Genomic DNA, 5,117 nt, shown 5'->3' with positions numbered 1-5,117 from the left:
TATTTGGTACATCTGTTCCTATACTTATTCCTCCACCAATATTTTCATATTTATTCTTATCTTCTAAGTCTTTTATTGTTATTTTATTAGCAGAGATTTTTAATTTGTTTTCTTCACTTTCAGAACCTATAACTGCTCCTTTATTTGTTAGGCTGTCTGTATCTACTTTTCCTCCATTTCTTGCTATTAATGTAGTTTGTTTATCTACCCATTCTTTTTCTCCATTTCCTTTACCTCTTGTTCCTGCTTTTGATAGTGATAAATTTGCTATCTGTCCTTTACTTAAGTCAACATTTAAACTAATTCCTGTTTGTGAAGATGAATTAGATGATATAAAGTTTTCCTCGCTTGCTTTTTCACTTTTTTATCTCAACTATAAATCTTTTAATAACTAGCTCAAAATTTATTTGAGCTAGCTAGAAAAAATTTATTTTTTTTCCTTATTATTACTACTATCATTTTTAAAAAATTCTTTATCCCATAAATAATATTCAGTTATAATTATAAAAATATATGGAACAAATAAAACAAGAGAAAAATTTTCTATAAATATATTCAAAAATATTATAATGCCAAGAAATATTACCCACTTATATTTTTTTAGCTTCATAATTCACCTACCAAAAAAATTGTCACAAAAGTCATCACTCCCCATAAAACTATTTGATAAAGTATTAATATAGCGGTTTTCAACCCTTTTATTTCATTTGGTTTGTATTTATAAATTGCCAGAACATTAAATAAAATTGTTATAAGATATATATAAAAAAAATATTTTTCAATATTAGTTCTTTTTAGAAAAAACATAAAGTTACTTTCACTTTTTTGTAACATATAGACACTTAAAATTCCAAAATAAATAATTTTTAAAAAAATAAAAAGCATTACACTATATTTTTCTTTTTTTATAACTGGAAACAAAGAAATATTTTTAAAAAAGAAATAAAAGATTACTACTTCTGCAAATTTATTATTATGTATATGTAAAAAATTCTCTTTACTTAGTACAAGTATGAATAAAAATATAATATCTAAAAATTGACTTGTCCAAAACATTTATCCTGCCCCTTATTTTGATCCTTTTAGTGTTTTAATTTCATAATTAATACCTGGAACTTCTCTTTTCAATGGATAGAAAATATCTTTATAATTTGAAAGTTTAATATCTCCTCCTCTTTGGATAGGTAAACTTTTTATTTGGTTCCTAAATGATTTATCTAATCTATTTTCTTCTCCTATTTTTTTTAAAGTAGTATATGTCCAAGAATTACAATTTACACATTCTTCTAAAAAATCTTTTTTATTTAACTGATAAATATTCAGTGTTGAAATTGGAATTGCAGAGTATCTTTTATAATTCTTACTATCTATATAATCTAAATTGTGTTGTATAATTGTTTTAATTAATTCTGTATCTTTCATACTACTACTTTTTATTTCCATAACAATCTCACCAGTTAGAAAGGATTCGTTATCAACTTCTAAAATTTTCTTTAAAACTTGAACATCTGATTTATCATTAAATCTCACAACTAAATCTCCTTCTACTTCCCCTTTCTCTTTTTCCCCTTTAAAACCTCCTACTATCCAACCATACTTATTTTCTCCAAATTTTTCTGGTTCTGGAAGGGCTGGAAATTCTTTTTTTAATTCTTCTTTCAAGTCCCCATTTTCAGTAAAAAAATCTTCTTGGTTATCTGGTATCATTGGTATTGATGTATGACCAAACAATTTTCCAATAAATTTAATATCTAAATCCCTTTCCATTAAATAAACCTTATTCTCTCTATCCTTTTCATCAAAACTCTTTGCTAAAGCAAATTGTTCTTCTTCACTTATACTTGGAAAATATTTACTGTCTATTGTTTCTAAGTATTTCTTCTTTTCGTTTTCTGTAAATTGCTTACTATAATCTGTTTTTCCTATTTTTGATTCTACATATTCTGCTGTATTCTCTCCTTTATCATAAGTATTTAAATGTCCACTTTCATGCGCAAATAAATTACTTATTGGGAAATTACTATCATCTAAATGATAAATTGATATAAAGATTTTCTCTTTTCTTCCTTCTTTACCGTCTATTGCAAATGAAGCCTTTTCATCTGTTAAATATAATTCAGGTAATTCTCCTTTATATCCATGTTTTGTATAAAAGTTTTCCTGTAATTGTTTTAGAACCTGTAGTCTTTTGTTATAGCTAAGCTTTTTATCTTGAATTAAATTAAAAGCTTCCTGATTTTCTTTTCTAAATTCATCTAAATAAATTCCTACAAGTGCTTCTTTAAAAGTATTGTAACTTCCACCTTCATTTGGATTTACTACTGACTCTGCCACAGCAACTATCTTTCTTCCTGCTGATACTATTTCATCTCTTTTTTCCTTATCTATTAAATCTGTATGTAGTTCTGCATTTAAATGTTTTTCTTCATCTTTTGTTACTTCTTGTGCCTTAGATAAGTCTGTATTAAAGCCTAATTCTTCTGATGTTTTCTTTTCTCCTGAAATAGTAAAATCTGTATTTATTGCTGTCGCTCTATTTATTTGCTCCTTATCCACCTTATCATGAACAACTGATATATTAGGTGTACTTCCAATGCTTGCGCTTATTCCTCCGCCTTTATTCTCATACTTGTTCTTATCTTCTAAATGATTTATAACTATTTCTTTAGCTTCTACTTTTAATTTCTTGTCTTTATTTAATGAACCTATTATAGCGCCTGTGTTAGTCAGCTTATTTTCTGCCTCTATATTTCCACCATTTCTTGCTATTACTGAGCTTTGTTTATCTACCCATGCTCCTTCTCCGCTTCCTTTAGATGAGTTTATGCTGAAATCTTTGATTGGCATAGCAGGATTTGCTGTAATAGTCAGGCTCATTCCATGGCTTGAATCTTTTCTTTCTGATTTATCCTGTTTTGATTCTATAACTATATTCTTCGCCTTTATATCAACTTTATCCGCTTCTATATTAGCTCCTGCTATATTAAGATTTTCTGAATCTGTTTTAAATTTTCCTCCCACATTTATAAGGGAATTTTCATAAGATGTCCCTGTTCCTCTGCTTTTAGCTCCTGAATTTGAAAAACCGATACTCATAGGATTTGTATTTAATGAAATATTTCCACTTATTCCACTGCTTGAAGAAGAACTTGATGATTTTGATTTTTCTTCTACCGCTTTAATATTTATATTTTCTTTTGCTTTTAAATTTAAATCTTTTTTAGCTGTAATATCTGTTCCTTCAATTAATATACTTCCATCTTTAGAATATATATTTATATTTTCTCCGGCAATAGAATTTTTAACCGCCTTTTCATCATACACTTCTGATTTTGATTTACTCTTTGACAAACTTATACTCAAACTTAAATAGTCATCCGGATTTTTTGATATTCCTTCTAAATTTGAAGATTTAGCACTGTCTGCTCCTTTTTTATACTTTGAAGAAACTATTGAGTTTGTCGCCTTAGCCCCATCTTTAATAGCACCAACTAATTTAGAAGCTGTATTTGCTATATCATAGCTGTTTCCTGAAAAATCTGTTAATTTTTCTATATTCTTCACATTTTCTATAGTATTTGCTATTGCAGAGTTTACTCCTACACTTGCGCCTATTCTTGATGAGCTTTGTTTTGTTACATTTTCATAAGTATTATTTGCTGTTGTAAGTTCTACTCCCTTATCTCCTGATATATTTATATCCTTATCTGCATAGATATTAACTGATTTCCCTTTTACCTTATTGCCTGCTTCTATATCAATATTTTGTGCAGATGTTATTTCTGATGAATGTTGTGTTACTGTTGTTGTATCTGATGAAAATTTATCCTTTCCATAAGATATGGAAATATTTGTTGGGCTTATGCTTCCTGCAAATCCTTTTTTCTCTGTCTTTACCTTACTATATGATTCTGTTTCTAAAGGATTTATTATTACATTATTTCCCTTCAATTTTATATTTCCTGTTGATACAACATTTACTCCCTCAAGAACTAAATCATTTTTACTGTCATAAACTAGCCCTTTATTTCCTGATATTGTAGCCGATTTTATAGCTGATTCCTGATAATTTTCAGTAGTTGTAGACTTAGATATAAGCCCTCCGAATCTGCTCTTGCTTGTTTTATGATAAGAATAATTAATATCTTTTACTCCTGCCTGAGTAATATTTCCTTTAGCTGAAATATTTGCTTCTCCTTCAACTCCTGCCTGAATATTACTTCCAAGTATAGCCACATCTTTTCCGCTTTCAATATTTATATTGTTTCCAACTATATTTGATTCCACATTATGAGTTGAATAATTAATGCTATGGCTTGATTTTGAGCCTCCAAATCTTTTTTTACTTGTTTCTTTCTTTTCAAAATACTGACTGTCAGTAGCAGATACAATATTTATATCTCCTTCAGCTTTAAGATTTAATTTATCTTTAGCCACTATATCAGCTGCTTTAATATTTATGTCATTTCCTGCATTGATATTTATATTTCCAGCTGAAACTTCACTTTTTATATTTTTCTTATTGTCAATAACTACATAGTTCTTACGGTCACCACTTCTATAATAATTTTCAGTTTCCAACTTATCAATATTGACATCTTTAGCCACTATATTTAAGTTTTCTATTGCATTTATTTGAGCTCCTTTATTATCTATACTTTTTTTAGCTTCCATGCTTACATTTTTTCCATTTATTATTGCAACTTCCTCAAGTGTAGATATAACATCAAATGTGGCACCATTTATCCTCTTAGTGCTTAAATTTGAAATATTTTCTGCAATAATATTTAAATTTTCAGCACTTTCTATATTTCCACCAATATTATCAACAGAATTTTTTGCTGTAATATCAATATTTGTTCCTTCTATATTAGCTTTCTCTGCCCCAAGAAGTGCTTTGTTTGTTAAATTATCAATATTCAATTCAATCTTTTTTGCACTTATATTACCTGTATTATTAAGCTCTTTTGCATTTATAACTAAATTCTCTCCTGCTTCCAAAGAAGAGTTGGCTTTCTTTAAATTAGCTAAAGTTGCCTTTGTTAAATATAGCTTAGGAACTAAAACCTTTTCTCCTGCAACTTCTTCCTCCACATACCAGATTATATCTTTATTAA

2 protein-coding genes are annotated in these 5,117 nt (G+C 27.9%); one reads left to right on the top strand and one right to left on the bottom strand.

All coding sequences use genetic code 11. The features are described 5' to 3' along the window. The coding region (locus Q4A58_RS07875; RefSeq protein ID WP_303118128.1) for a hypothetical protein at positions 1-395 on the top strand (395 nt) is incomplete at its 5' end. Positions 396-1,068: 673 nt separating this feature from the next. Here Q4A58_RS07875 and Q4A58_RS07870 read toward each other — a convergent pair. Then, positions 1,069-5,117, bottom strand: a 4,049-nt coding sequence (locus Q4A58_RS07870) for a hemagglutinin repeat-containing protein (protein WP_303118127.1), incomplete at its 5' end; no start/stop codon positions are given.

Origin of the sequence: Fusobacterium sp., from assembly GCF_030528405.1 — a bacterium.
Classification (GTDB): Bacteria; Fusobacteriota; Fusobacteriia; order Fusobacteriales; family Fusobacteriaceae; genus Fusobacterium.
This window is presented reverse-complemented; position numbering and strand designations above follow the sequence as displayed.